This is a genomic window from Streptomyces sp. NPDC037273 (assembly GCF_055603625.1).
This window is the reverse complement of record NZ_JBVJVO010000005.1, coordinates 67,737-94,153: the sequence shown is the minus strand read 5'-3', so window position 1 is coordinate 94,153 and position 26,417 is coordinate 67,737. Positions and strand designations below refer to the sequence as shown.

The following is a 26,417-nucleotide window of genomic DNA, read 5'->3' as shown; positions in this document are numbered from 1 at the left end:
TTCCACCCCCCCCCCCCCCCCCCCCCCCCCCCCCCCCCCCCCCCCCCCCCCCCCCCCCCCCCCCCCCCCCCCCCCCCCCCCCCAAACCCCCCCCCCCCCCGCCTGTCGTCGTCCTCCGACCGGAGGCGCGGCTCAGAAGCGGAAGCGCGCCTTGATCGGGTAGTGGTCCGACTCACCCGCGTCGGCCGTCACGTCGCAGGAGACGACGGTTCCGGCGGACGGACCGAAGAGGTAGTCGATCTTGATGCTGCGGGTCGCCAGCGGCTTCGTGGCCCGGCCGTCACGGGGCCGCGCGGCCGACAGGCCCTCGTCGCACTCCTTGTCCGCGGCGTAGGCCGAGCTCAGGACGTCCTTGGGGAGGTCGGGAGAGGCGGAGTCCGGCGGGATGGAGTTGAGGTCGCCGCCGTACACGGTCCGGTACCCCGGCTGGGTGTACGCGTGGACGATCTCCTGGAACTTCGCGGCCTGCTCCTTGCGCTTCGACCCGTCCGCGTCGTCCTCCGGCAGGCCGGCGCTGAAGTGAGCCGTGCAGAACTGCAGCGCCTGCGCGGGGAGTACGGCGCAGATCGCGGTGCGCTGCTCCATGCGCACCCACTCGGTGCCGATGGTCTTGTTCTGCGGCGAGGGCAGGTCGTACGAGGTGTACCAGACGTTGGCGTCGGGCACGGCCAGGCCGATGCCGTACGAGCCGCGGTCCTTCCAGCCCGAGGCCGACGAACCGGCGTTGTCACAGGTGCGGGCGGCCTTCACCGAGGAGTTGTCGACGTTGTACTTGATGGGGGCGAACCGTACGTCCCACCCGGTCCCCGTCCTCGATTCCAGCCACGTCTCGATGGGCTTGGCCTGTGACTCGCACATCTCCTGGAGGAAGATCGCGCGGTATTGCTGGGCCTCCGCGGCCGTCCCCAGCCGGTCGGTGATCTGCGCACCGAGGGAGGGGCCTTCCACCCGGTGGTTGCCACAGGCCGAGTTGTGGTTCGCGCAGACGTTCCACGACATCACGCGGAAGTCGGCGGCCGGAGCGGGGGAGGCGGGTGCGGGCCGTCCTCCGGCGTCGGCGGCGTTCTCCTCGCCCAGGTAGACGAGCTGGAACTTCTGCCACGAGCCGACGGAATCGCCGCGGGCCCGCAACAGCCCCGCGTCGCCGCCGGGGTCCTGCACCTCGGCGGTCACGTACTTGTAGCCGTCGTTCGTCGCGGCCTTCAGCGCGTACGTGCCGTCGGCCTGCTTCTCCAGCTGGATCTTCTCCCAGCCGCCGACGGTGGTTCCCCGGGCGCGGAGCAGGTTCTGGTGGGTGCCCGTGTACCCCCGCTCGGTGGTCACGTAGTTCCCGTTCGCCTCCGAACGCAAGGTGGTCGACCACCCCTTGTCGTCGGTGTGCAGCGTGAACTTCTCCCACGACCCCAGGTCCGCGAGCGTCGGAGCCACCTTCCGGGCGCGCAACATGGCTTCCGTGCTGCCCGTGTTGTCGACCTCCACGGACACGTAGAGCCCGCCCGCGCCCACCGACTTGAGCGCGTACTTGTCGCTCGCCGTCACGGGCACCGGCCGCGACTCCACCGCCGCCTGAGCCTGCACCGGCGTCATCGCGATCACCGCGAACAACGCCGAACACAGCACCGCCCATCGGCGCACTGTCTTTCTCATGCCTTTACCTCGCCTAGGGCCGGGAATTGCCAAGCGGCGCACGATACGGCGCGTCGGCGCCCCGGGCAAAGGCCGAGAGCGGTATCCGTCAGGTCCCATGCCCGACTCGGTCCGCCGCGGGACCGGGAGCTTCACCCTCCCGGGAGGGTCTGCTCCGTCCAGATCGTCTTGCCGTGCGCGGTGTAGCGGCTGCCCCAACGGGTCGTCAGCTGGGCGACGAGGAAGAGCCCCCGGCCGCCCTCGTCGGTGGCGACGGCCCGGCGGAGACGGGGCTGGGTACTGCTCGGGTCCGACACCTCGCAGACCAGCACGCGGTCGCGCACGAGGCGCAGGGTGACGGGCTCGCCCGCGTACCGCATGGCGTTGGTGACGAGCTCGCTGACGATGAGCTCGGTGCTGAAGAGCAGCTCTTCCAAGTCCCAGGCCTTCAACTGGGCTTGGACGTGGGCGCGCGCCTCGCTCACGGAGGAGAGATCCGCCGGGTACTCCCAGAACGCGGTGGACTCCTCGGCCACGGCACGCGTGCGGGCCAGCAGCAGGATGATGTCGTCGCCGGGGTTCTCGGCGTGCGGACTCCGCGCCAGGAGGGCGTCGCCGAGGGCGGCCGGCGTCCCGCGCGTGTCCCGCAGCGCGGCCAGGTCCGCCTTCAGGCGTTCCGAACCGGCGGCGGGGTCCCGCCCGAGCAGACCGTCGGTGTAACAGACCAGCGTGGTCCCCGGGGGCAGGGTCACGGTCGTGACCTCGAAGGGGAGGTTCCCGACGCCGAGCAGCGGTCCCGGCGCGAGGGGCACGAAGGACACGTCGCCTTCGGGGGTGATGAGGGCCGGCGGGGGATGGCCGGCCGAGGCCATCCGGCAGGTACGGTCGACCGGATCGTAGACGGCGAACAGGCACGAGCCGCCCACGCTGTCCGGCCGCTCCGCCTCGGTCCGCATGCGCCGGACCAGGTCGTCGAGCCGGGTCAGCAGCTCGTCGGGCGGCAGGTCCAGATCCGCCAGCGTCTGCACCGCGGTGCGGAGGCGGGCCATGGTCGCCGCGGCCTCAAGGCCGTGGCCCACCACGTCGCCGACGACGAGCCCGACCCGCAGCGAGGACAGGTCGAAGGCGTCGTACCAGTCGCCGCCCATGCTCGCCGAATCGTCGGCGGGCAGGTAGAAGCCCGCCGTCTCGGCGGCCGTGCTGCGTGTGGCGGCCGGCGGCAACAGGCTGCGCTGGAGGACGGCCGCCGTCTGGTGCTCGCGGGCGAAACGGAAGGCGTTGTCGAGGGCGGTCGCCGTCCGCGCGCACAGGTCGTGCATCAGCGAGACGTCGCCCTCGTGGAACGGACCGGGCGTGCGGGTGCGGTACACGGAGGCGTAACCGTAGAAGCGCCCGCCTCGGTACAGCGGGCAGCCGAGGCCCGCGTGCATGCCCTCGGGCATGAACCTGCGGACCAGCTCCGGGTCGTCGCCGAGGATCCGCCGGGCGAGCCGGTCGTCCGTGACGAACACGTCGCCGACGATCCTCGCCGCGTTCTCCGGCGTTTCCGTGATGCGTGGCACGGACTCGCCCACCTGGATCAGAGCGGCCGGCCATCCGCCGTCGGCGGCCCGCACCGCCACCCGGCGCGGCGCGGACGCCTCCTGCCCCGGGTAACCGGGCGGCGGTTCGCGGCCCTCCAGTACGGCCTCGGGGTAGTCGACCGTCGCGAAGTCGCCCAGGGCCGGCACGAGCACCCCCGCGAGGTCCCGCGCCACCTCGACCATGTCGAGCGACTGGCCGATCTCGAAGGCCCGGCGGTAGGCGTCGCCGACGTACGGGTCCGATCCCGTGATCCCGGCTGCCTCGACCATGAGGCCCAGCGGCGTGCCGAGGAGGTCGTCGATCCGGAAGCAGGACACCGACAGCGCCGTGGCCCCGGTACCGGGCTCCAGGTCGTAGACGCGGGAGGCCAGCGGCGTCCCCGTCTCGGCGACCCGCTCGAAGGCCGCCCGCGCCGTACCGCTTCCGTCCCGGGCGGTGAGCCGGCCCAGCCAGTCCTCGTCCGCCCCGCGCGGGCGGAACGCCTCCATGGCCGCGTTCGTCCGTACCAGCCGCCCCGCCATGTCGAACTGGGCGACACCGAGACCGTCCTGGGCCAGCAGCGCCCGCGCGATGTCCCGGTCCTGGTCCCAGCCGTCGGACGCGCCGGGCACCAGCATGAGCACGAGCCGTTCGGCCCAGCCGTCCGCCTCCGCGATCCGGACCTCCGCCTCGACGATCCGCCCCGACCGGTGCGGAAGCCGTGTCCGGTACACGGCAGCGGAGGTGTTCCGGTACGTCTCCGCCCCGCCCAGGAACTCACCGGCCGCCCGGCCCGCCACCTCCTGGCCGGTCCAGCCGAGCAACCGCTCCGCGGACCTCGACCACCACACGATCCGGCCGTCCGCGTCGACCAGCGCGGCCGCGACGCCCTCGAGGACGGAGCCGGCCCGCGGACGCGAGCCGTCGCCCTCCGCCAGGTTGCCCGGTCCCACACGCTCTCCTCGTCAGCCAGGGAGTTCCCGCCCCTCCCTGCCAGGATGCGCCCGCTCCACCGGACGGGCACCTCCGGGAGAGCCGTACGCCGGTAAAGCCAGCCGGACCGGCCGCCAACACCCCACGGGAGGCGCGCGCCCTGATGCCGGCACAGCTGCGCGGCCGTTCGCCTCCCGCCGGGCGGACCCGGCGCGCGCCGGGTCCGCACTCTCGGGCTTCGCGGTGGTCCGGGGCACGTGAACTATCTTGGGCGGCAGCGAGACGAGAAGGAGACATGCCGTGGCATCCGGGCAGCAGGCGCGCGCACAGGCAGCCGCGATCACGCCGGGCAGGCGCTCGTCCGAGGCGGAGGCCGGGGCGGCGGCGGGGGAGACGGCCGGGGAGGCGGCTTCTCCCGCCGAGCGGTTGCAAGGGCTGTTCGGCGGACACCGGCTGTCTCCCGGGCAGCGGCGCATCGCCCAGTTCCTGACCGATCACCTCACCGAGGCGGCCTTCCTGTCCATCACCGAGCTCGCGGAGCGCGTCGGGGTCAGCCAGCCGTCCGTGACCCGGTTCGCCTCCTCGCTCGGATTCAGCGGCTACCCGGCGCTCCGCGAGGCGCTGCAGCCCATCGCGCTCAGCGCGGTCGCCGGTGTCTCGGGCGAGCAGGGGGAGCGGCACCGCAACGAGCTCCAGTCGGCGATCGACGCGGAGATCGAGAACCTGACGTCCCTGCGGCGGACCCTCGCCGACCCCGAGCGGATCGTCGGCATCGGCCGCGAGCTGGCCCGGTCCGTCCCCCTGACCGTCGTCGGCCTGCGGATCTCGGTCTCGCTCGCCGAGTACTTCGCGTACGCGGCCCGGCGCATCCACCCCGACGTCCGGGTGGTGACACGCGGCGGCAGCGTCGCCTACGACGGACTGCTCCAGGCCCGCGAGGCGGGCGGCACCTGGGTACTGGCCTTCGCCATGCCCCGGCACGCCAGGGAGACCCTCGCGCTCGTCCGTGCCGCCCGCGGCGTGGGACTGCGCGTCGCACTGGTCACGGACCTCGCGCTCGGGCCGCTCGCCGGCGAGGCCGACGAGGTGTTCACCGTGGGCACCGGCTCGCGCCTCGTCTTCGACTCGTACGCCGCTCCGGGAGTGCTGTCCGCGGCCATCCTCCAGGCCATGGCGGACGCGGATCCGGAGCGCACACAGGCGCGCCTCGAGAAGTACGAGCAGGCGGCGGAGCAGCACGATTTCTTCCTGGACGACTGACCCTCGTGATCATCCGGAACCCGGGGCGATCCAGAATGAAAATTTTCATGCCCTTGCTTACTTGACGGTATATATATTTACTAGAGAGGCCCCAAGGGCCCGAACCGAACATCGAAGGTCGCCCCCTCCTCCTCGGACGTCCCAGATGTTCCGTCGGCCCGAGCCGCGTTCGTCGCGAACGCTCCGCGGTGGCTCCGATCAACCCCTGGGTCGGAGCCGCCGCGCAGGGCCACACCCCCTCGACGCCGCCCGCACCCCACGCAGCTGTTGCTACCTTTCACTTGTCGAGTGAAAGCACATGGCTTCGCTCACGACGAGAGGGGGACGTCGGTGCTGACGGAAGAGCGGCGCGAGATGCTCCTGCGCCTGATCGAGCGCCGGGGGTCGATCAAGGTCAAGGACGTAGCGGAGGAGATCGGTGTCTCCGCGGTCACCGTCCGCCAGGACGTCCGGGAGCTGGCGGCCCGCGGGCTGGTGCTCCGGGTGCACGGAGGCGCCATGTCCTCCACCGCCGCGCAGGCGACCGACGCGACCGGCCCCGCCGCCCCGACGACCCCGGCGCGGCAGGGGGATTCCTTCGGGCTGGTCGTTCCGCCGGGCGCGTACTACTACCCCGAGATCATCCGTGGCGTGCAGGACGCGGCACGCAGGAACGGGGTACGCATCGTCCTCGCGGTCTCCGGCGAGACGCTGGCGGACAACCAGGAGCAGGTGAGGCGGCTGGTCGCGGGAGGCGCCGACGGCCTCCTGCTGATGCCGCGCGCGGGCCTCGAACCCGCGGGCCCGGCCGAGGGATGGCTGGACGAGGTCGACGTACCCGTCGTTCTCGTGGACCGCAGGTCCGGTGAGTGGGGCGGCCGGGTCGAGCAGGTCGCGTCGGACCACGCCCACGGCGCGGGCCTGGCGGTCCGGCACCTCGCCTCGCTTGGGCACCGGCGGATCGCGCTGGTCGCACGGGCCGAGAGCCCCAACACCCCGCTGATCCGGGAAGGTTACGCGGAGACCTGCCAGGCCCTGGGTCTCGCGGCGGGCCCCGAGTTCGCCATCGAGCCGACCGACGGAACGGTGTCGGCCCCATGGCTCGACGAGCTCGCGCGGGCGGTCGAGTCGGGCGAGGTCCGGGCCGCCCTGGTCCACAACGATCTCGACGCCGTCGCCATGGTCGGCCTCCTCCAGGCGCGCGGCCTGCGCGTACCCGATGACCTGGCCATCGTGACCTATGACGACGAGGTCGCGGAGCTGAGCGATGTCCCGCTCACGGCGGTGGCGCCGCCCAAGCGGGCCGTGGGGGAGTGGGCGGTCGACCTGCTGCGCCGGCGCCTCGCCGAGCCGACCGCACCCCTCGCCGAGCTGCTGCTCCGCCCGGAACTGCGCGTACGGAAGTCCAGCGGGACGCTCGCGGAGGGGTGAACGCGCGTAGAGCGCGACGGAGAAGTCGACAGCACATCGCACTCGCTGCTTTCGTTTGCTTTCGAGTGAAGCGAAAGCATTGACGAGGCTGCGTTTACCGGCGAATGATTCCGGTCATCCCGAACCGGGACCGGCCGGTCTCCGCCGTGCACCCCGCACGACGACGGCTCCTCCGCGCTCCGCGTCCCCGCACGACGAACCAAGGAGTTCCCCCATGCCTCACTCCCCATCGGTGAGCCGGCGTCAGCTGCTCATGGCGGGAGGCGCCTTCGGGCTCACCGCCGCCGCGACCCCACTGCTCACGGCACCCGCCCAGGCCACCACCTCCGCCGCCCCCGCCCAGGCATCCTGCGCCACCGTCACCATCACCGACCTCGGCCCCGGCATCGAACAGTTCGCCCTCATGAGCGCGCTCCAGGTCGGCGACACCGTCTACATCGGCTCCCGCAACCTCGAACCGACCCAAGTGATCGCCTTCCACCTGCCCACCCGCACGGTGGTGGCGCAGACCGTCCTCGGCACGGGCCACTCGATCCAGGCGCTCGCCGCCGACTCCACCGGCAGGTACCTGTACGCGGGCATCCTCACCAAGGCCGACGAGGGCAAGCCGAACCTCTTCCGCTGGGACCTCACCACCCCGGACAAGCCCGCCGTGGGCGTCGGCCGCACCGAGGACCGCGACATCCGCGACCTCGCCGTCGCCCCCGACGGCACCGTGTACGCGGTCGGCGGCATCCCCGGCAAGGCCCCCGCGCTGTGGATGTACGACCCGGCCACCGGCAAGGTGACCAAGCTCGGCGTACCCGACCCCAAGGCCACCCTGGCGAGGGCCGTCGCCGCCACCGACACGACCGTCTTCTTCGGCGCCGGCAGCACGCTGGCCGGCGGCGACGGCGCGAGCAAGGCCTCCCTGTACGCGTACGACCGAGCCGCGCGCACCTTCCGGAACGTGACGCCGCCGGAACTGGAGAGGGACCCCAGCCTGCGCGACCTCGTCGTCTCCGGCGACCACCTCGTCGTCAGCACCTCGGGCTCGACCGAGCTCGCCAAGCTCGCCGTGCTGGACCTCGCCGACCTCTCCTCGTACAGCGTGACCCCCACCTCCGGCAAGGTCGTCAAGAACCTGACCGCGAACGGTGACACCGTCCACTTCGCCACCGACACCGGCCTGTTCCGCTACGCGACACGGACCAAGGCCATCAGCGCCGTCGGCTTCGACGGCGACCTCGGCGAGATATGGGGCCTCGACCACGTCGGCGGCACCCTCACGGTCGTCTCGGGATACGGCTTCGTCGGCGAGATCGACCTGGCCACCGGCCGCTCCGTCGTCACCGACCTCGGCCAGGCCGGCGCCCCCGTCACCCCGCAGACCACCATGGGCATAGCCGCCGACCACCGGTTCGTCTACGTCGGCGGCAACAACGGCATCGCCCGCCACGATCTGCGCACCGGCAAGGTGATCAACCTCCGCGCCCCCGGCGAGGCGAAGGACGCCGAAGTGCTCGACGGAGTGCTCTACACCGGCCAGTACAGCTCGCAGGGCATGTGGACGTACGACCCCGTCAAGGGCGGCCAGCCCCGCCAGCTCGCGGCCTTCCCCAGCGAACAGAACCGCCCACTCGACGTCTGCTACGACCCCGTCAACGAACTCCTCCTGGTCGGCGCCCAGTCCGACACCGAGGGCGGCGGCTCCCTGTGGACCTACTCGCCGAAGACGGGCAAGAAGGCCGCGTACATCAACCCGGTCGACCCGACCCAACTCGTGCGAGCCGTCACCACCCGGGACGGCGTCGCCTACCTCGGCGGCGACAACCCCACCACCCAGGGACCGCCCGGCACCCTCGTCGCCTTCGACCCGGCCGCCGGCCGCGAACTGTGGCGCATGGACCTCCCCGCCCCCCTCACCACGGGCACCGCAGCCCTGGCCGTCCGCGGCCGCCACCTGTACGCACTCACCCGCAAGGGCGGATTCCTCGTCATCGACCTCCCCCACCGCCGGGTCGTCCACACCGCCGACCACCGCGCCCTCTGTCCCGGCTTCGCGGCCATGGTCACCAGCCGCGGCCTCGTCTACGCCGTCTCCGACACCACCTTCTTCCGCTTCGACCCCAAGACCTTCGCCGTCACCACCGTCGTCGCCGGAATCAACGGCGCCTGGTACAGCGGCCCCCACGTCAACGCCGACCACCACGGCCGCCTCTACACCATGCGCGGCCGCAACCTCGTCCGCGTCGAAGACAGGCCGGTGCACTGACGATGAGAACCCCGACCAGGCGCTCCCTCATGACCGCCGCCCTCACCGGGACCCTCGCCACGACCGGCCTGGCCACCGCCCGGGCCGGCGAGAACGGCGACATCCCGGCCGCCCCCGACCCCTCCTGCCCCGCCGTCGACGGCCCGTCACCCCTGCTGACCATCGACTACCGGACCGGCACGCTGAACTCCGGCATCCCGAACCTGACCACCACCCACGCCACGGCCGCCGACGCCTCGTACATCGTCCCGTCCGGCCCGGACCACGCCATCGCCCACAAAGTCACCCTCGGCGACCCCGCCTACGTCTCCGACGGAGCCCCACGCAGCGAAAGCGCCACCAACGACGTCCACGAAGGAAAGTTCATCGTCGGCGACGAACAGCGCTACGAGTTCAGCCTGCTCCTCAAGGACTGGCAGCCCTTCACCCCCGGGGACTCCGAGAACGGCGACATCATCTTCCAGGGCAAACACGCCGGCGGAAACCAACCCTCCTTCTACCTCATGACCAAACGCAACAGCATCGCCTTCCGGTCGCCCCTCCTGAACCTCCAGGCCATCGTCGTCACCGACTTCCGCCCCCACATCAACGCCTGGATGCACTTCCGCGTGGACGTCCGCTGGACCGACGACGCCACCGGCTACTACAAGGTCTCCACCCGCCTCCCCGGCGAATCACAATTCACCCCGCGCCAGACCTACGACAACGTGAAGACCTTCCACCCCGTCAACCCAGCCGACTTCGGCTACCTGAAGTGGGGCCTCTACCGCCCCGGCCACTCCCTGGCCAACGGAGACGTCCCGACCCGCATCGTCCACCACGACGACATCCGCATCCTGGACCTCTCCGAGCCCTTCGCGGAATGATCCAGGGAAGCCCCCGCCACACCCCCACAGCCGCTCCACGGCAGCAGGGCCCGGACCGATCACTCCGGTCCGGGCCCTGCCCCACGGCGCCGCCACAGGCGGCAACCGTCACCTCCGTCAGGCGTCGTCGCCGCTCGCCTGCTCGGCCGCCTCGGCCGCGCGTGCCTTCTCCCGCATCTTCCGCACCAGCTCCGCCTTCTGATCAGCCGCGACGCCCCGATCGAAGTTCCGATGCGGCCCGTTGTTCTGCCGCTCGGCCCGCGACAGCCTCTTCCGCTGTCCGCCGCCCTGGCCCACGGGATTGTTGATGTTCTTACTGTCGGTCACGCGTTCTCCCAGTAGACGGTCCCAGCCCCCACCGAGTGTCCTGACTACTCGGCGTCGAGCTGGTGGTCGGCCCAGACATACGTCTCAGGCAGCAAGTCGATAATAGGCACGGATCGCAGCCGGTCGTCCGCCCCGACGATCACCCTGAGCCCGGGAAAGTAGTCGAGCAGCACCTGACGACACCGCCCACACGGCGGCACAACCCCGCGTCCCCGGTCACCCACCGCCACCATGGTCTCCAGCTCGTACGCCCCCTGACCCGCCGCCGCCCCGATCACCACCAGCTCAGCGCACGGTCCCCCCGTGAAGTGATACGCGTTCACGCCGGTCACGATCCGACCATCCTGCGCGCGGGCCGCCGCCGCCATGGTGTGGTTGTCGCCGCGACAACGCGTCCGAGCGACTTCCTCCGCCGCCTGGATCAGCTCGTGGTCGACGGGGTGGTTCTGCGTGGTCATCTTCATCTGCCTTCTTCGGGTGCCAGGCGACGTTCGCCTGTTCGACGAATCCGCGCAAGCGATTATCGGCGGCGGCCGGAAGAGGCAGTTACAGGTCGGCCAGCCGTCGCGGGGCCCCGCCCATGGCGTCCGCGTCGCTGTCGTCGGCGTCGGCGTCGGCGGCGTTGTCGGGGCCGCTGGGAAGGATCCGGTCCAGCCACTTCGGAAGCCACCAGTTGGTGCGGCCGAGGAGGGTCATGGTCGCGGGTACGAGGACCATGCGGACGATGGTGGCGTCGATGAAGATCGCGGTGGCGAGGCCGAGGCCGAACATTTTGGTGGAGGGGTCGTTGGCGACGGCGAAGGAGAGGAAGACGGCGACCATGATGAGGGCGGCCGAGGTGATGATCCGGGCGGTGCGGGAGACGCCGTCGATGATGGCGGTGGCGTTGTCGCCGGTGCGCAGGTATTCCTCGCGGACGCGGGAGAGGAGGAAGACCTCGTAGTCCATGGACAGGCCGAAGAGGATGGCGAAGAGGAACATCGGGATGAAGGAGACGATTGGAACCGTCGCTTCCAGGCCGATGAGTGCGCTTGCCCAGCCCCACTGGAAGACCGCGACCATGATGCCGTAGGCCGCGCCGATGCTCAGCAGGTTCAGGAGGACCGCTTTGAGCGGTACGAGGACCGAGCGGAAGACGAGCAGCAGGAGCAGGAAGGACATCGCCAGGACGGTGGCGACCAACAGGGGGAGGCGTTCGGTGGTGCGTCGGCCGACATCGGACAGGCTCGCGGCGGCGCCGCCGACGTGGGCGCGGGCCGGGCCGGGCCCGATCGCCGTGGGCAGGACGTCGGTGCGGAGCCGGGCGATGGTGTCGGTGGTGGCCTTGTCCTGAGGGCTGGTGGTCGGGAACACCACGAGGGTGGCGATGCCGGTGGCCCGATCGATCTGTGCGGGCGCGACGGATGCGATGCCGGGATCCGCCGAGACCCTTGCGGCGAGCCGGTCCAGCACGCCCGGATCACCGGCGGGGTCCGCGGCGATGACGAGGGGACCGTTGGTGCCCGGGCCGAACCCCTCGGCGACGAGGTCGTAGGCGCGGCGCTCGGTGCGGCTGGTGGGCTGTGAGCCGTCGTCGGGCAGGCCGACGCGGAGGCCGAGCACGGGCAGCGTGGCGGTCAGCAGGAGCCCCGCCGCGCCGATCGCGTACGGCACGGGGTGACGGCTGACGTGGCCGATCCAGCGCCGCCAACCGGCGGGAGCGGCGTCCGCCGCTGTGTCCGGCTGTGATGCGAGTCGGCCCGGCTTCCTGGTCCGCAGGGCCCGGCCGATCCGGCCGGTCCGGGCCAGGCGTGGGCCGGCGGCGCCGAGGAAGGCCGGCAGCAGGGTGACCGACGCGAGCACCATGATCAGGACGACGAGCGAGACGGCGAACCCGCCCACCGTCATGAAGGGCACGTTCGCGACCGCCAGGCCGAGGATCGATACGACGACGGTGCCGCCGGCGAAGACCACGGGCCGCCCCGCCGTGGCGACCGCTCGCCCCGCCGCCTCGCGGGGATCGAGCCCGCGCGCGAGGTACTCCCGGTGTCTGGCGAGCACGAACAGCGCGTAGTCGATGCCCACTCCGAGGCCGACCATGCTGCCCAGGACCGGTGCGAAGGTGGGGACGTCCGTGACCCCCGCCAGTACCGTCATCGTCGCGACCCCGACGGTCAGTCCGAAGACCGCCATGCCGATCGGCAGCGCGGCGGCGACGAGCGAACCGAACGCCAGGAACAGGATCGCGGCCGCGGCGAGGAGGCCGATCAGCTCGCTGACGCCGCCGTCGGGGTCGGAGAAGGCGTAGAAGAGGCTCCCGCCCATCTCGATGCGCAGGGGCAGTTCGGCGCGCAGCCGGTCGCCGAGACTGACGAGGGCGTCGAGGTCGTCGGCCGACAGGCGGCTCTGGTCGGGGTACTGCACCCGGACGATGGCGATCCGCCCGTCGGCCGAGACGAGGCCGCCGCGCACGGCGGTGTCCCCGCCCGCGTCGAGCGCCCCCGCCGGGTCGCTCGTGCCGAGCACGTGCGGCAGCCGCTTCACCTCGGCCTGCAGCCGTGTGAGAGCGGTCCGCGCGCCGTCGTCGAAGAACGTCGCACCACGGTCGAGGGGGGTGACGACCACTTGGGCGGTCATCCCCTCCTGGCCGGTTCCCGCCCGTTCGATCAGCTCCGCGGCCCGCTGGGAGTCCAGTCCCGGAGCGGTCATCGAGTCCGCGGTCCGCCCGCCGAAGGCGACGGCGGCGAGGACGGCGAGCGTGGTGGCGATCAGCCATGCCGCGATCACCCGCCAGGGATGACGGGCGGCGCCTGCGCCCAGGCGCAACAGGGCTTTCGAGAGCATCGGGTCCTCCAACCACCTCGTCGGCCGTCCTTGTACGGCCGCCGATACCGAGGCTCGTCGCCACCGCGCTCCGCGACATCGGCCCGCGGGCCGCGGATCCTTCGTCCCCGGGGCGGAGTGACGACCCGTCCTTTCGGCCGATGCGCGGCACGCCACGGTGTCTAGGCTGGGAACCGTGCTCCGAGACGACCTGCGAACCCTGTGGACCGAACCCCGGCCGCCCGACGCGCCCGCCCGGGTGTGGCGGGACTGGGCGCTGCTCGCCGCCGGCCTCGCCGGTGTGGCGCTGGAGGCCACCCTGCGCGAGCACGTCGTATGGCGGCCGGTGGCGGTGGTGTTCGCCGTATGGCCGTGGCTGCTGCTCCTGTGGCGCCGGACCCGCCCGCTGACGATGGTGACGCTGGCGTTCGGCTCGGTGGTCCTGCTCCCGGTGGCCTCGCTCGTCGCCGCACCGAGCGAGCCCGTCGGCCTGTACACCAGCGGGGTCGTGCTCGTGCTGGTGTACGCGCTGCCCCGGTGGGGCTCGGGACGCGAGATCGTGCTGGGCGGCGCGGTGATCCTCACGGCCGGCGTGCTGTGTTCCGTCGCGGACGAGACCCCGTTCCTCGAGAACGTCGTGGGCCTCGCCTTCCTGCTGCTGCCCGGCGTGATCGGCGCCGCCGTCCGGTTCCGGGGGACCGCTCGCGACCGGCAGTTGGAGCAGGTGCGCTCCCGCGAGCGCGAGCAGCTCGCCCGGGAACTGCACGACACGGTCGCCCACCACGTATCGGCCATGGTGATCATCGCCCAGGCAGGCCGGGTGCTCGCGGACGCCGACCCGTCCGCCGCCGTCACGGCGCTGGAGGGCGTCGAGGAGGAAGGGGCGCGCACGCTGGAGGAGATGCGCGCCATGGTCGCCGCGCTGCGCGACCGCGGGGTCGGCGCCGAACTGGCGCCCCCCGCCGGAGTCGCGGATCTGGAGCGCCTGGTGCGCACTCCGGGCGGCCGCCTCAAGGTCGACCTCGGGCTCGACGGCGAACTGGACGCGCTGCCCCCGGCCGTGGACGCGGCCGTCTACCGGATCGTGCAGGAATCGGTGACCAACGCGCTGCGCCACGCGGTCGACGCGACCGAGCTCGTCGTCCGGGTCGCCGCGGAACGGCACACGGTACGGGTGAGCGTGCGCGACAACGGCCGGCGCACCGGCAAGGGCCGCGACGGATACGGACTTACCGGACTGCGCGAGCGCGCGACCCTGCTCGGCGGCACACTACAAGCCGGCCCGGGTACCGACCGGGGCTGGCACGTCGACGCCGAACTGCCGAGAGCGAGGAGCCAGAGCGGTGTCCATTCGCGTCCTCGTCGCTGACGACCAGACGATCATCCGCACCGGGTTGCGGATCATGCTGAACGCCCAGCCCGGCATCGAGGTGGTCGGCGAGGCCGCCGACGGACACGAAGCGGTCCGTCTGGCCCGCGAACTGCGCCCTGACGTCTGCCTGTTCGACATCCGCATGCCCGTACTCGACGGGCTCGAAGCCACCCGGCTGATCGCCGGCCCGGGCGTCGCCGACCCCCTGGCCGTGGTCGTCATCACCACCTTCGACCTCGACGAGTACGTCTACGGCTCACTTCGTGCCGGCGCCCGCGGATTCCTCCTCAAGGACACGGGACCGGACCTCCTCGCCCAGGCCGTCCGATCAGCCTCCGACGGCGAGGCGCTCATCGCGCCCAGCGTCACCGTCCGTCTGCTCCAGGCCTTCGCGGACCTCCCCGCCGGCCGCCCCGTCGCCCAGCCCGTCTCCCCGGTCACCGCCCGCGAGGAACAGGTACTCCTCGCCGTCGCCCGTGGACTCACCAACACCGAGATCGCCGACGCCCTGCACATCAGCCTCAGCACGGTCAAGACCCATCTGGCCAGCCTGATGGCCAAACTCGGCGCCCGCAACCGCGTCGAGATCGCGATGTGGGCCTACGAAACGCGCCGCATCCTCCCCGGCACCTGAACGGGGCGCGAGGCCACCCGCCCCCGGGGGCCCCAGGTCGTACAACCTTCCGTGCTCTCACCCGGCGAGCGACTCGGACCTCGTCACCTGACCCGGCCGATAGATTGGCGGCACGCAACAGAAGAGATCCTCCGATGGACTCCCGCATATCGCGCATCCGCTCCAAGCTGGCAAGGGCACCGTACGAGGCGCGGCGCAGCTACTCACACGGGGCCGAGCGCCACCAGTTCCGCGTCGGTCCGCGAACGAGCGCCGCGCGGGCGGACGAGTTCGAGCGTGAGCACCGCATCGTGCTGCCGCCCGCCTACCGAGAGTTCCTCGTCGAACTCGGCGGCAGCGGCGCCGGCCCCTTCTACGGTTTGCTGCCGTTGGAGGAGTGCGGGCTGTTCACCATGGACCGCCGGCCCCCGGACGGCACGCCACGCGGCTTCCACCACGTGAACCATCCGGACGCGCAGCCAGGAGACCGGTTCCTCCACGTCGTCGAGATGGGCTGCACCGACCTGTGCCTGATCGCCGTGACCGGCCCCCTGACCGGCCGCATGCTCACCGGCAACGCCGACGGCTTCTGGCACCCGAACGTCTCCTCGGCCCCGGATTTCCTCGGCTGGTACGAGCGCTGGCTCGACCACCTGCTTGCCGGCAAGGACAACCCGGCCCTGGGCCTCACCTCGCCACCCGTCGTCGCGAGCGCCCTCGGGGGTCCTCGGGCCACGGCACGCGGGACTCGGTGACCGTACGTACTCCAGACCCTTGCCGAGCCGCCGACCCAGAGGTCTATAGTGCTAGGCAACTAGATAAATGGAGGAACTGGTGATTGAGTTCCACCTGAACAGCCGGTCCGGTCTGTCCCCGTACCAGCAGCTCGTTCAGCAGGTTCGGCATGCGCTGCGGCTGGGGTTGCTGGGGGAGGGGGACCGGCTGCCGACGGTGAAGGAGGTGGCGAAGCAGATGGCGGTCAACCCGAACACGGTGCTCAAGGCGTACAGGGAGCTGGAGCACGACGGTCTGGTGGCGGCGCGTCCCGGCGTGGGGACGTTCGTGACGCGGACGTTGGCTGACGGCACGCTCGCCGCGCAGGGGCCGCTGCGGAAGGACCTGCAGCGGTGGCTGACGAAGGCCCGGCTGGCCGGGCTCGACGACGAGAGCATCGAGGCGCTGTTCGTGAGCACGTTTCGTGATGCCGCGGGGGAGGACGTAGCGTGAGCGCTGTCTTGCGTGCCCAGGGGCTGGGCAAGAGGTACAAGCAGCGCTGGGCGCTGCGGAACTGCGACCTGGACGTTCCGGCCGGGCGGGTGGTGGGCCTGGTCGGCCCCAACGGCGCCGGCAAGTCGACGCTGCTGAAGCTGGCCTCCGGCATGCTGACCCCGACGGCCGGCACCATCGAGGTGTGCGGTGGCCGCCCCGCGGAGGGCGTGGAGCAGCTGGCCAAGGTCGGTTTCGTCGCGCAGGACACCCCGGTCTACGCCGGGCTGAGCGTGGCCGACCACCTGGATCTCGGCAGGCGCCTCAACCCGAACTGGGACGACGCGGTGGCGCGTGACCGGATCCGTCGCCTCGGCCTGGATCCGAAGCAGCGGGCCGGCAAGCTGTCCGGCGGCCAGCGCGCGCAGCTCGCCCTTACCCTGGGCATCGCCAAGCGACCGGAACTGCTGATCCTGGACGAGCCGGTGGCGGCACTGGACCCGCTGGCCCGGCGGGAGTTCATGCAGGACCTGATGGAGGCCGTCGCCGAGCACGAGCTGAGTGTCGTGCTCTCCTCGCACCTGGTCTCCGACGTGGAGCGGACCTGCGACTACGTCATCGTCCTGGTCGACTCCCGGGTGCAGGTGGCCGGCGACATCGACGACCTGGTCGCCGGCCACCACCGGCTCACCGGGCCGCGCCGGGACCCGAGCACGCTCCCGGCGGCGCAGCACGTGATCACCGCCAGCCACACCGAACGCCAGACCACCCTCCTGGTGCGCACCGACACCCCGATCCATGACCCGTCCTGGACGGTGAGCCCCCTCGGTCTTGAGGACATCGCCCTGGCCTACATGACCCGGCCCGCCGATGCGGAACGCGACACCCGACCCGCACTGGAGGTCATCCGATGATCTGGCTCACCTGGCGCCAGTTCCGTACCCAGGCCGCCGTGATGCTCGCCGCCGTCCTCGTACTCGCGGCCACCCTCGTGGTCACCGGCCCGCAACTGGCCGACCTCTACCGCACGGCCGGCAGCGGCCTGGTGGACCAGGTGTCGAGTGCGGACCAGACGCTCTACTACACCGGTCTGCTGGTCGTACTGGCCGTGCCGGCGATCATCGGGATGTTCTGGGGCGCCCCGCTGATCTCCCGCGAACTGGAGACCGGCACCCACTACCTCGCGTGGAACCAGGGCGTCACCCGCACCCGCTGGCTCGCGACCAAGCTGGGCATCGGCGCGGTGGCCTCCATGACCGCCGCCGGACTCACCAGCCTCGCGGTGAGCTGGTGGAGCAGCCCCATCGACCGGGCCGTCAACGGCGGCGGCGCGACGGACACGTACTTCCCGCGACTCGATCCGATGGCCTTCGCCGCCCGCGGTGTCGCCCCCATGGCCCACGCCGCCTTCGCGTTCGTCCTGGGCGTCGCGCTCGGCCTGGTCATCCGCCGCACCCTGCCCGCGATGGCCACCACCTTCGCCGTCTACGCCGCCGTCCAGATCACCGTGCCGATGTGGATCCGCGCGCACCTCGCCGCCGCGGAACGGACCACCCTGCCGATCGCGCCCGACGGCGCCCCCATCAGCGTCCAGGACGGTGCCAGGCAGATCGTCGCCCACCTCGAAGACGTACCCGGAGCCTGGGTCACCTCCCAGCAGACCGTGAACGCCGCCGGCCAACCGGTCTCCGTCCCGTCCTCGTTCGCCGACTGCCTCCGCACCGAATCCGGTCTCCCCAGCCTCGAGCGGGTCGACCGCTGCGTCGCCGACCTCGGCTCTGTCGGCTACCAGCAGCAGCTCACCTACCAGCCCGCCGGGAACTTCTGGCCCCTCCAGTGGGCCGAAACCGGCCTCTACCTCGCCCTCGCCCTGGCCCTGGCCGGCTTCTGCGCCTGGTGGATCCGCCGCCGAGTGAACTGACCCCGTCCGTCCCGCCACGGGAACCCTCGCGGCGCACCCGGAGCACCTCGGCGGCCGGCTCGAACCGGCCTGGCGCTGGTGGGCGGCGGGCGACGTCAAGCCGGTCGTTGGGCACCGCGCGCGCCGTAATTCCATTGAGGCGAGACGACTCGTCTTGTTACGGTGCGGGCATGGCTTCCTACTTCTTCGTCTGAGTCCGGGCACGGCCCCTGCCGCCGTTTCTGCTGCCCGTAGACCCTTCGGACACCCAGGGAAAGCTCCATGCGCGATCGTGCTCGTACCACCCTGCCCACCAACACCGGCCCCGATGTGGCTCAGCTGACTCTCAGGTCCGTCACCAAGTCGTATGGCACACGGACCATCCTCGACCAGGTGTCCTTCACCGTCCGGCCAGGGGAGAGAGCGGCCGTCATCGGTGAGAACGGCTCCGGCAAGTCCACCTTGCTGCGGCTGCTGGCCACGGCCGAGAAGCCGGACGCCGGGGAGGTCACCGTCCGCTTCCCCGGCGGTGTCGGACACCTTGCCCAGACCCTCGACCTCGACGCCGACCGCACCGTGCGGGACGCCGTCGACCTTGCCCTGAGCGAACTGCGCGACATGGAGCGAAGGCTCCGCGCGGCGGAGGAGTCCCTCGCCGACGCGTCGGACGACGAGCTCGCCGCGTACGGGGAACTGCTGATCGCCTACCAGGAACGCGGCGGATACGAGGCGGACGCCCGGGTGGACGCCGCCATGCACGGGCTCGGTCTTGCCCGGATCGGCAGGGAGCGCCGGCTCGGCTCACTGTCCGGCGGCGAGCAGGCGCGCCTCGCGCTCGCCTGCGTCCTCGCGGCCGCGCCCGAGCTGCTGCTCCTGGACGAACCCACGAACCACCTCGACGCGAGCGCCGTGCGCTGGCTGGAGGACCACCTGCGTACCCACCGCGGCACGGTCATCGCGGTGACGCACGACCGCGGCTTCCTCGAGCGCATCGCGACCACGATCCTCGAGGTCGACCGGGACGAGCGCACGGTGCGCCGGTACGGCGACGGGTGGGCCGGATACCGGGCCGCGAAGGCCGCGGCCCGACGGGGGGCGGAGCAGCGGTACGCGGAGTGGGTCGAGGAGGTGGCCCGCGCGGAGGAACTGCTGGAGGCCGCCGGCCGGCGGCTGGCCGTCACCGGCGGCGATCCGAAGCAGGGCTTCGGCAAGCACCGCCGCTCCAGCGAGGCGAAGCTCGGCGGGCAGGTGCGCTCGGTGCGGGAGCGCCTGGAACGGCTGCGGCGCGACCCGGTGGCGAAGCCGCCCGTACCACTCCGTTTCACGACGGCGCCGGCCCCGACGGGCGACGGCCCGACCGAGGGCAACCTCGCCGAGCTAGACGACGTACGGGTCGGGCAACGGCTCTGCCTGGACGGGCTCCTGGCGATCGAGCCTGGAGCGCGTCTCCTCGTCACGGGCGCGAACGGCGCGGGCAAGTCGACGCTGCTCCGCGTCCTGGCGGGCGATCTGCGGCCGGACTCCGGCACCGTGCGCCGCCCCGCCCGGACCGGCTACCTCGCCCAGGAACTGCCCGTGCGCCCCACGCGACTTCCGCTGCTCGCCGCCTTCGCCGCCGGGCGGCCCGGGCTGCCTGACGAGTACGCCGAACAGCTCCTGTCCTTGGGCTTGTTCCGCGAACAGGATCTGCACGTCCCGGTCGCCGACCTGTCCGTGGGACAAAGGCGTCGGCTGCAGCTCGCGACCCTGGTCACCCGCCCCGCCGACCTCCTCGTCCTCGACGAGCCGACCAATCACATCGCCCTCGACCTGGTCGAGGACCTGCAAGCGGCGCTCGCCGCGTATCCAGGGGCGGTGGTCGCGGTCTCGCACGACCGCGACTTCCGCGCGCACTTCGAAGCCGAGCACCTGGAATTGAACGGCGGCCGCAGACACTGACAGGGAGAGCGGTGCGGGGCGACCGGCACCCGTGCCTCGCGACACGGATACCGGTCGGCAGCACCGATACGGGTCAGACGACGCGGTCGGCGGCGAGCTGAGCGGCCAGGGCGGGAACGCCGAGGGCCTGCTCCTGGGCCGGAGTGGCCTGGTAGAGCTTGTTGGTCAGCTGGTACGGGTCGTTCGTCAGGTCGTAGTACTCGCGGAACTTCACCTGGCCGGTGCCGGTCACGGTGCCATTCGCGTCCGTGGTCAGGTCGTAGTACTCCGTGTACTGCTTGTCCTTGGCCACGTACGAGGACCAGGTGGGCGCCCCACCCGTGCCGGCGCCCTGCTTCCACCACTCCACCAGCAGGTGGTCACGGCTGTACGAGGAGAGCAGGGACGTGCCGTCCTGCGGCGCGCTCGGCGTGATGCCCGCCGCGTCGAGGACGGTCGGCGCGATGTCGATGTTCGCGACGACCCGGTTGTCCACGGTGCCCGCACCCAGCCCGCCGGCCGGCCAGGAGAGGTAGAACGGCACCTCGTGCGCCGGCCGGTAGGGCACCGACTTGGCGGTCCATCCGTGATCCGCCCAGCTGAAGCCGTTGTCGCCGATGTAGATGACCAGCGTGTTGTCGAGCTGCCCCAGCGCCTGGAGCTTGTCCTTGAAGGCCTGTACCGCGTCGTCGACGGAGAGCAGCGTGCGCAGCTGCTCGGCGCGGATGGTGCGGCCGTCGGCGAGCGTACCGGTGGCGTTCTTGATGTAGCCCGGCTTGTCGCTGCGGTCGCTCTCCGGGACGGAGGGGCGGCCGTTCCAGTCCGGGACGACCGCGTCGGCGTACTTCGCCTCGGGTGTGCGCGGACCGTGCGACGCGTACGGCGTGACGTACGCGAACCACGGCCGGGTGTCGGTGGCCGCCTTGTCGAGGAAGTTCAGCGTGCGGTTCTTGACGATGGTCGTGGTGTAGCCGTTGATCGTCTGCACGGTGCCGTTGACGTTCCACTGGGCGTCGACGTACCCGGGCTGCAGGAGCGCGAACTCCTCGAAGTGCGGCGGGTTGTCCGCCAGGGTCCACGAGTTCAGGTACTTGCCGAACAGGCCGGTGCGGTAGCCCGCCTGCTTCAGGTACTTCTGCAACGTGGTGCTCTGGTCAAGGGCGTGAGACGCGCCGTTGTTGCGGACGCCGTGGTTGTGGGCGTACCGGCCCGAGAACACGCTGGAGCGCGACGGCGAGCACAGCGGGGTGGTGACGTGCCCGTTGCTGAACTTCACCCCCTGGTCGGCCAGCCACGCCACGGTCTTGGGCAGCGCCCACTCGGTGTGCTTGGGCTGGTCGTCGGTGACGATCAGCAGGATGTTCGGGCGGCCGGCGGCAGCGGCCGGACCGGCAGCCGCGACCTGCGCGAGCGCGGGTACGGCGGTCGCGGCGGCCACGGCGGCCGCCCCGCCGAGAAAGCCTCGTCGACTCACTGCGGGACGTCGGTTCACACTCATGATGTCCATTCCTCCTGGGTGCGTCTGCACAGGGGGCACCGCGAACCGACGGACCGTGTGACGGTCCGTCGGCCGCGTCGCGGAAAGAGGGGAAGAGACGGGAATCAGGCGGAAGCGCCAGGTGGGGATCCCGTGGGGGGAGAAGGCGCGATCAGCGCGCCGAGACGACCGAACAGAGGGCGCTCGCCACACGCCCCTGGTCGACGTGGCGGCGCGCAGTGAGGATTCCTGCTGCCATGGTCACGACAGTAGGGGAGTGCCAACTCCGTTTCCATGTACGGCAGATGAAAAGGGTGACGCGGGTGACGGAGAGCATCCGCCTCGTCGGGCTCAGGTGTTGGAGATGACCAGCAGGGTCCGGGCGGCCGCCGGTCCCGCCAGGCGGCAGCGGTGCGGGACCTCGCCCCGGTGGTGGGCGCTCTGGCCGGCGCGCAGGGTCAGGGGTTCCTCGCCCTGGACCTCGAGGACGATCTCGCCCTCCAGGACGTAGAGGAAGTCCTCGCCGGGGTGCTCGAACCAGCCGCGCTCGCCCAGGCCGGGGGCGAAGTGGTGCTCGTACGCCTCCATCACGGAGCTGCGCCCGCCGGGGATGAGGACCCGGGCGGTCTGGCCCGCGGCCTCGTCCACGCGGATCACCTGGGGGTCGCTCTCGTGGCTGACCGTGCCCGGGCGGGTCGGAGGCCGGAGGAAGGTGCCGGGGGTGACGTCCAGGGCTTCCGCGATGCGGTAGATCGAGCTGAGGCTGGGCGTGGTGAGTCCGCGTTCCAGCTGGCTGAGGAACGGCTGGGAGAGGCCCGAGCGGGTGGCGAGCACGGCCATGGAGACGCCGCGCTGCTTGCGGAAGGTGCGGACCACCCGTCCGACCTCGATGGCTTCGGGCGTGGGTTCGGGTCGAGACACGCAGGTGAACGTACCGCATCGCCCGTCAGGGCCCGGGAGCGCCGGTGACGTTTCATGCCGCCGCAACACAGCCTTCATAAGCGTCGTCAATTATTGACCTCGCTTATGAAAATCGTGCGTCCAGCGAGGAGCTGCCCCGTGAGCACCACCCCCTCACCACCCCGCCGGGCCCCCGGCAGGCTCGCCCCGGCCCTGGGTACGGCAGCCGCCCTGCTCACGTTCTGGTACCTGCTCGCCCGATCCGGCGCGGTCGCACCGGGCCTGCTGCCCACGCCCGGCCAGACCGCGGCCGCACTCGCCGACAGCGCCCGCAGCGGAGTCCTCGCCGACGACCTCGCCGCAAGCCTCACCCGCGCCGGACAAGGCTTCGCCCTCGGCGCCCTCGTCGGCGCGGCACTCGGCTTCGCCACCGGCTACCTGCCGCGACTCTCAGCCGCCGTCACCCCGCTCGTCTCCTTCCTCCGCCCCATCCCGGCCATCGCGCTCGTACCCCTAGCGACCGCCTGGTTCGGCATCGGCGAGACCGCCAAACGCCTCCTCATCGCCTACGCCGTCCTCCTCGCCGTCTGGCTCTACGTCCACGACGGAGTCAGCCGCGTACCCGGCACCCACCTCAGAGCCGCCCGGTCACTCGGCGCGCCCCTGCACCGCCGCTTCACCGAAGTCCTGCTGCCCGCCGCCGCCCCCGCACTCCTCGCCGCCCTGCGGTACGGCGCGTCCGTGGCGCTCCTCGCCCTCGTGGCCGCCGAACTGGGCGGCGCGGACAGCGGGCTCGCGTACCGCCTCCAGGTGGACGGCCAGTTCCTCCGCGTCGACCGCATGTTCGCGGGCCTGCTCGTCCTCGGCCTCCTCGGCGTCGCCGTCGACCTCCTCCTCGCCGCCGCCGGCCGCCGGATCGTCCACTGGAGCACCTCATGAGCCTCGACGTCCGCCTCGAAGGCCTCTCGGCCCACTACGGCGACACCCGCATCCTGCAACGCACCGACCTCGACCTCCCCGCCGGCTCCTTCACCGCACTGCTCGGCCCCAGCGGCTGCGGCAAGTCCACCATCCTCAACCTCGTCGCCGGCTTCGTACGCGCCTCCGAAGGCACCGTCACGGCAGGATCGACCCCCGTGCGCGGCCCCGGCGCCGACCGAGGCGTCGTCTTCCAGCACTACGCCCTCTTCCCCTGGCGCACCGCCCGCGGCAACGTCGAATTCGCCCTCAAACGACTCGGCCTGCCCCGGGCGGAATGCCGCCGCCGCGCCCTCGCGGCACTCGCCGAAGTTGGACTCGCGGACGGCGCCGAGAAGTACCCCGCACAACTCTCCGGCGGCATGCAGCAACGCGTGGCCCTGGCCCCCGCCCTCGCCGCCGAACCCGAAGTACTCCTGATGGACGAACCCTTCGGCGCACTGGACGCCCTCACCCGCACCCGTATGCAGGCCCTGCTCCGGGAACTCTGGCAACGCCGCGGAACCACCGTCCTCTTCGTCACCCACGACATCGACGAAGCCCTCGCCCTCGCCGAACGCGTCATCGTCCTCGGCGGCACCCCCGGCCGCATCCTCGCCGACCACCCCGTACCCCCCGGTCCACCCGACCAGGACCTACGGGCCCTGATAGCCCGCCACCTCGGCTCGGACTGAGACCCACCTCCGACCCAGGACGCCCCCGGGCCACCGCCTGGCCTGCCCACGCGGCCCCACGCGCCCACCCCTGCGCACCCTTCCTCCCCTCCCCGCCTTCCCGTCCCTGAGAGGACACCCCATGCCCAGTCCCACGCCCACTCCCAACCCCAGACCCCGCCCGCTGGCCACCCTCCTGCTCGCCGCCCTGCTCGCCGCGCTCACCGCGGCCTGCGGAACCGGCTCCGCCACCGATGCGGGCGCCGGCGCCGGATCCGGGGCCGGCGGCCGCCCCGCCGTCTCACTCGCCGCGAGCGACTACCTCGGCGGCGCACCCGTCTATGTGGCCCAGGAACGACGGCTGTGGTCCGCCGAGGGCGTCGACGCCACGGTGACGACCCAGCCCACCGGCAGGGACGCCCTGAACGCCGTCCTCGGCGGCCAGGCCCAGCTCGGCGTCGTGGGAGACCTGCCCGCGGTCTCGGCCGCCCTCGGAGGCCGAGAGCTCCGGATCGTCGCCGACCTGTCCCGGTTCTCCGACTGGCGGCTCCTGACCCGGACCGATCGCGGGATCACCGGCTTCGGCGCCCTGAAGGGCCGTAAGGTCGGAGTCCCGCAGGGCACGAACGTCGAGTACGCCCTCTCGCGGATGCTCGCGTCGGCACGCCTGACGGCAGCCGACGTGACCGTGGTCAACCTCGCCCCGAACCAGATCACCTCGGCCCTGGCTCGCGGCGACATCGACGCCGGCGTCACCTTCCCCAGCTTCTACGGACCCACCCGCACCACCCTCGGCGACCGCTACGCCGAACTCCCCTTCACCGGCTACACGGCCCGGACGCTCCTCGTGGCCGGCCCGGGCGCCGACGAGGCGAGCACCACCGCGGTCCTCCGCGCCCTGCGCAAGGCCCAGGACGCGATCGCCGCGGACGCGCCGGCTGCCCGCAGGGCCGTACTGGCGCAGTCCAAGGGGGCGCTCCAGGCCGAGTACGTGGACGCCTTCCAGCCCCGCTACCGCTACGGCGCGTCCCTCTCGGCCGACCTGCTGGACGACCTGACGAGGGAAGCCGGCTGGGCGAAGGCCGCCCAGAACCTGCCGGGTCCGGCCGACCGGACCACGCTCCGGAAGCACCTGGACCCGGCGCCTCTGACGGCCGTCGACCCGGCCGCCGTCACCCTCCGCTGAAGCCCGCCCCATCCCACCCCAGGAGATCCCCATGACCGTCGACCAGAACACCCTGCGCCGCCGTGGCGTCGGCCTGATCGCCCACGACCCCGCCCGCAGCTACGGCGGCTACACCCTCTACACGCCCATCACCAGTGCCGGCGAGATCCATCTCGTCGACATCGAAGGCCGTCCCGTCCACACGTGGACCTCGCCGCACCCGCCGGGCCGCCAGGCGCAGCTCCTGCCCAACGGGAACCTCTTCTACGCCGCGAAGGACACCAGCGGCCCGACGCTCTTCCCCATCTGGGACGTCTACCACGGCGGAATCTTCCAGGAACTGGCACCAGACTCCACGGTCGTCCGTGAGGCCCGGCACCCCTTCCACCACCACGACGCGTCGATCCTGCGCAACGGCAACCTCCTCATCACCGTCGTCGAGCCGCTCGACCCGGTCGACGCGGCCCGTATCCAGGGCGGCATCCCCGGCTCCGAGGCCGAGGGCGGCGTGATCTACGGGGACGTCGTCTACGAACTGACCTGGGACGGGCGCGAGGTCTGGCGGTGGGCGGCCATCGACCACCTCGACCCGGCCGACTACCCCCTCAACCCGCACTTCGCACGGGAGCACTGGCCGATGGCGAACACGGTCAACGAACGTGCGGACGGCTCGATCGTCGTCGGCTTCCGCAGCGCCTCGTCCGCGATCGCGATCGACCGTGCCGACGGCTCCGTACTGTGGCACATCGGGCCCGACACCCTGGCCCAGCAGCACCACCCCCACGAGCTCCCCGACGGCAACATCCTCGTCTTCGACAACGGCACCTACCGCGACACCACCTCGGTCCCGTACTCCCGTGTCCTGGAACTCGACCCCCGTACGGGCAAGGAGGTCTGGTCCTACCAGGACAACCCGCCGCAGAACTTCTACAGCCCCTACATGTCCAGCGCCCAGCGCCTCCCGAACGGCAACACCTTCATCGCCGAAGGCTCCTTCGGCCGCCTCTTCGAGGTGACTCCCAGCGGCGATGTGGTGTGGGAGTTCGTCGTCCCGCAGTTCCGCTCCTTCGGCGACGGCGTGGGCCTGGAATCCTCCGCCGGCGCCCAGAACTCGGTCTTCCGCGCCTACCGCTACGGCGCCGACCGGTTCCCCTGGCTGTAAGCCACAGGGCCGCACCGGTGTGAATCCGGTGCG

Annotated in this window: 22 protein-coding genes; 15 read left to right on the top strand and 7 right to left on the bottom strand. The window is 71.8% G+C overall.

Translation table 11 applies throughout. The features are described 5' to 3' along the window. Positions 1–132 precede the first annotated feature (132 nt). Both ACZ7G1_RS15370 and ACZ7G1_RS15365 read right to left on the bottom strand, forming a co-directional pair. Positions 133–1,647: a hypothetical protein gene (locus tag ACZ7G1_RS15370; RefSeq protein WP_470874752.1), complete on the bottom strand. Its 1,515-nt coding sequence runs from the start codon at positions 1,645–1,647 to the stop codon at positions 133–135. Between the two features lie 131 nt (positions 1,648–1,778). Then, the gene (locus ACZ7G1_RS15365) at positions 1,779–4,142 is read right to left on the bottom strand and encodes a SpoIIE family protein phosphatase (RefSeq protein ID WP_470874753.1); all 2,364 of its coding nucleotides are present in this window, start codon (positions 4,140–4,142) and stop codon (positions 1,779–1,781) included. A 280-nt stretch (positions 4,143–4,422) separates the two neighbouring features. Between ACZ7G1_RS15365 and ACZ7G1_RS15360 the strand changes: the two genes are divergently transcribed. The 4 genes from ACZ7G1_RS15360 to ACZ7G1_RS15345 all read left to right on the top strand — a co-directional run bounded on the left by ACZ7G1_RS15360 (position 4,423) and on the right by ACZ7G1_RS15345 (position 9,912). Further along, positions 4,423–5,382, top strand: coding sequence for a MurR/RpiR family transcriptional regulator (locus ACZ7G1_RS15360; RefSeq protein WP_470874755.1), 960 nt, complete (start codon positions 4,423–4,425; stop codon positions 5,380–5,382). Between the two features lie 330 nt (positions 5,383–5,712). Then, the gene (locus ACZ7G1_RS15355) at positions 5,713–6,792 is read left to right on the top strand and encodes a LacI family DNA-binding transcriptional regulator (protein WP_470874757.1); all 1,080 of its coding nucleotides are present in this window, start codon (positions 5,713–5,715) and stop codon (positions 6,790–6,792) included. Positions 6,793–7,006: 214 nt separating this feature from the next. Beyond that, complete coding sequence (locus tag ACZ7G1_RS15350; protein ID WP_470874758.1) at positions 7,007–9,046, top strand: outer membrane protein assembly factor BamB family protein; 2,040 nt, start codon at positions 7,007–7,009, stop codon at positions 9,044–9,046. 29 nt (positions 9,047–9,075) lie between these two features. Next, positions 9,076–9,912, top strand: coding sequence for a heparin lyase I family protein (locus ACZ7G1_RS15345; RefSeq protein ID WP_470874760.1), 837 nt, complete (start codon positions 9,076–9,078; stop codon positions 9,910–9,912). Positions 9,913–10,029: 117 nt separating this feature from the next. Here the strand turns inward: ACZ7G1_RS15345 and ACZ7G1_RS15340 are convergent, their stop codons facing one another. The 3 genes from ACZ7G1_RS15340 to ACZ7G1_RS15330 form a co-directional block, all read right to left on the bottom strand. Continuing rightward, positions 10,030–10,239 carry a DUF6243 family protein gene (locus ACZ7G1_RS15340; RefSeq protein ID WP_470874762.1) on the bottom strand — a complete coding sequence of 70 codons (210 nt, stop codon included), beginning with the start codon at positions 10,237–10,239 and terminating at the stop codon, positions 10,030–10,032. A gap of 44 nt (positions 10,240–10,283) precedes the next feature. Then, a complete protein-coding gene (locus ACZ7G1_RS15335; protein ID WP_470874764.1) occupies positions 10,284–10,697 on the bottom strand; it encodes a cytidine deaminase family protein in 414 nt (137 codons plus the stop codon). Positions 10,698–10,785: 88 nt separating this feature from the next. Then, a complete protein-coding gene (locus ACZ7G1_RS15330) occupies positions 10,786–13,062 on the bottom strand; it encodes an MMPL family transporter (RefSeq protein WP_470874766.1) in 2,277 nt (758 codons plus the stop codon). A 175-nt stretch (positions 13,063–13,237) separates the two neighbouring features. On the opposite strand from ACZ7G1_RS15330, the gene ACZ7G1_RS15325 reads away from it, so the two are divergent. The 7 genes from ACZ7G1_RS15325 to abc-f all read left to right on the top strand — a co-directional run bounded on the left by ACZ7G1_RS15325 (position 13,238) and on the right by abc-f (position 20,070). Then, positions 13,238–14,410, top strand: a complete 1,173-nt coding sequence (locus tag ACZ7G1_RS15325; RefSeq protein WP_470874767.1) for a sensor histidine kinase — start codon at positions 13,238–13,240, stop codon at positions 14,408–14,410. Beyond that, positions 14,385–15,047, top strand: a complete 663-nt coding sequence (locus ACZ7G1_RS15320; RefSeq protein WP_381779677.1) for a response regulator — start codon at positions 14,385–14,387, stop codon at positions 15,045–15,047. Before ACZ7G1_RS15325 ends, ACZ7G1_RS15320 begins: the two co-directional genes overlap by 26 nt. Positions 15,048–15,181: 134 nt before the next feature. Next, the gene (locus tag ACZ7G1_RS15315) at positions 15,182–15,781 is read left to right on the top strand and encodes an SMI1/KNR4 family protein (protein WP_470874769.1); all 600 of its coding nucleotides are present in this window, start codon (positions 15,182–15,184) and stop codon (positions 15,779–15,781) included. A 67-nt stretch (positions 15,782–15,848) separates the two neighbouring features. After that, positions 15,849–16,253: a GntR family transcriptional regulator gene (locus ACZ7G1_RS15310; protein ID WP_470874771.1), complete on the top strand. Its 405-nt coding sequence runs from the start codon at positions 15,849–15,851 to the stop codon at positions 16,251–16,253. Further along, a complete protein-coding gene (locus ACZ7G1_RS15305) occupies positions 16,250–17,146 on the top strand; it encodes an ABC transporter ATP-binding protein (RefSeq protein WP_470874772.1) in 897 nt (298 codons plus the stop codon). The genes ACZ7G1_RS15310 and ACZ7G1_RS15305 overlap by 4 nt, the downstream gene beginning before the upstream one ends. Then, positions 17,143–18,153 (top strand): transporter, encoded by a 1,011-nt coding sequence (locus ACZ7G1_RS15300; protein WP_470874774.1) that lies wholly within the window; start codon positions 17,143–17,145, stop codon positions 18,151–18,153. The genes ACZ7G1_RS15305 and ACZ7G1_RS15300 overlap by 4 nt, the downstream gene beginning before the upstream one ends. Before the next feature lie 261 nt (positions 18,154–18,414). Continuing rightward, positions 18,415–20,070 (top strand): ribosomal protection-like ABC-F family protein, encoded by a 1,656-nt coding sequence (gene abc-f, locus ACZ7G1_RS15295; protein WP_470874775.1) that lies wholly within the window; start codon positions 18,415–18,417, stop codon positions 20,068–20,070. 73 nt (positions 20,071–20,143) lie between these two features. On the opposite strand, the gene ACZ7G1_RS15290 is transcribed toward abc-f, so the two are convergent. Both ACZ7G1_RS15290 and ACZ7G1_RS15285 read right to left on the bottom strand, forming a co-directional pair. After that, positions 20,144–21,547 (bottom strand): sulfatase family protein, encoded by a 1,404-nt coding sequence (locus tag ACZ7G1_RS15290; RefSeq protein WP_470874776.1) that lies wholly within the window; start codon positions 21,545–21,547, stop codon positions 20,144–20,146. A gap of 330 nt (positions 21,548–21,877) precedes the next feature. After that, positions 21,878–22,447, bottom strand: coding sequence for a helix-turn-helix domain-containing protein (locus ACZ7G1_RS15285; RefSeq protein ID WP_470874777.1), 570 nt, complete (start codon positions 22,445–22,447; stop codon positions 21,878–21,880). A gap of 138 nt (positions 22,448–22,585) precedes the next feature. Between ACZ7G1_RS15285 and ACZ7G1_RS15280 the strand changes: the two genes are divergently transcribed. From ACZ7G1_RS15280 to ACZ7G1_RS15265, 4 genes are all read left to right on the top strand, one after another. After that, a complete protein-coding gene (locus ACZ7G1_RS15280; protein ID WP_470874779.1) occupies positions 22,586–23,365 on the top strand; it encodes an ABC transporter permease in 780 nt (259 codons plus the stop codon). After that, positions 23,362–24,078: an ABC transporter ATP-binding protein gene (locus ACZ7G1_RS15275; RefSeq protein WP_470874781.1), complete on the top strand. Its 717-nt coding sequence runs from the start codon at positions 23,362–23,364 to the stop codon at positions 24,076–24,078. The genes ACZ7G1_RS15280 and ACZ7G1_RS15275 overlap by 4 nt, the downstream gene beginning before the upstream one ends. A gap of 121 nt (positions 24,079–24,199) precedes the next feature. Beyond that, positions 24,200–25,243 (top strand): ABC transporter substrate-binding protein, encoded by a 1,044-nt coding sequence (locus tag ACZ7G1_RS15270; protein WP_470874783.1) that lies wholly within the window; start codon positions 24,200–24,202, stop codon positions 25,241–25,243. A gap of 31 nt (positions 25,244–25,274) precedes the next feature. Beyond that, positions 25,275–26,384 (top strand): aryl-sulfate sulfotransferase, encoded by a 1,110-nt coding sequence (locus ACZ7G1_RS15265; RefSeq protein ID WP_470874784.1) that lies wholly within the window; start codon positions 25,275–25,277, stop codon positions 26,382–26,384. Positions 26,385–26,417 lie beyond the last annotated feature (33 nt).